The sequence below is a fragment of the Anoxybacillus suryakundensis genome (assembly GCF_001418025.1).
Lineage (GTDB): Bacteria > Bacillota > Bacilli > Bacillales > Anoxybacillaceae > Anoxybacillus > Anoxybacillus tengchongensis.
This window is the reverse complement of record NZ_LIOK01000040.1, coordinates 1-1327: the sequence shown is the minus strand read 5'-3', so window position 1 is coordinate 1327 and position 1327 is coordinate 1. Positions and strand designations below refer to the sequence as shown.

At 45.9% G+C, this 1327-nt stretch carries 1 protein-coding gene; it reads right to left on the bottom strand.

Going from position 1 to position 1327, the window contains the following annotated elements:
- Window positions 1–223 precede the first annotated feature (223 nt).
- Window positions 224–1327: IS66 family transposase (gene tnpC / locus ASC42_RS13545; protein WP_055442114.1), on the bottom strand; the 1104-nt coding region annotated here is incomplete at its 5' end.

Sequence of the window (1327 nt, the reverse complement as noted above, 5' to 3'; positions counted from 1 at the left end):
TTTCGAATGTTGGATCGCACTTTCATTCTACAGGAGATCCACAGGCAAGGGCTATTTTTTTGCTTGCTCGATTTTATCTAGCACCACGGGTTAAAATATTGTTAATTTGTTCTAAAGTATAATATAATCTTAAACAAAGTTCATTTTTAAGTAACTATTCACTCCGATAGTAGTATGTAAAGAAGCGCAACACAAATAGGGCATCCCCGTAATAGAAAATGCCCTAAGTGGTAGAAAGAACACGATCGAGCGTTTCGCCTGTCAACAGAAGACATAACGAATCCCACACGTTTTTTTCGTGTTTCGTCAGTGTGGAAACGATGCTTCTTGTGATGCAAAAAGACCGGGCGAATGTTTCTTCGCGAAATGTACCCGAAATGTTCTCTTTGACTTTGACCATGCGAAGATCGCGTTCGGCTTGGTTGTTATCAAAGGGAACATGTACTTCACGTAAGAAACGCAGCGCTTCTTCCTTTCGTTTTTGAAGGCGTCGAACAAAAGCGAGTGCTTTCTTCGGAAGAGGCGTCTTCGCTTCCAATCGGTGTTGTGCTCTTTCTAGGATGCGATCATACACTCGTTCCCACCGTCTCGCTTCTTCTTCGGAAAGTGCACCGTGATGGGCTTCGATGGCTTGCTTGGCGGCTAACAGAAACGTGGTCATGCGCATCGCCCACGTATGCCCTTGTTCGATGAAGCCCTTCAATTCACGCAAATGATGGGCGTGACAAAGGGCATGGGTGGCATGTGTGTATTTCGGATATGTACCGAACGCATCGTGCATCATCGTCCCTTCATATCGGGGAAGAATCCCGATGTCATCGGTCGCTTTTTTTCCACGAGAAGCGTGAGGAGCCAAGTATGTATATCTCGATGTACACGCGACATGCACCCATGCGAGTTTTCCATTGATGCGCAAACTCGTTTCATCGACATGCAAGATGTTGGATTCAAGTAAGGCGTCTTCGATGATGTCCATATTTGATTCCAGCGCTTCACGTCCTCGTTTCACCATATTGGCAAGGGTTCCTGTACTGATTGAGTGTTGATATAATGCTTCGATTGTATCACTCAAACGTTTGTAAGGGATCAATTGGATATGATGCAAATATACAGCGAGCGCCGTGAGCCGTGGACCGTATTGCACATGATTCGTGACATGGGATGGGAATTCGGCTTGTTGAACACATCGACAATGCGGACACGATTTCACTTCACGTTCATGTTGTGTCACCTCGATCGTCACGGGAGGGAGATCAAACACTTGACGGACATCGACTTTGAACGGTTTGACCTCACGCAAAGAAGCCCCACATCCTTGACACGTATG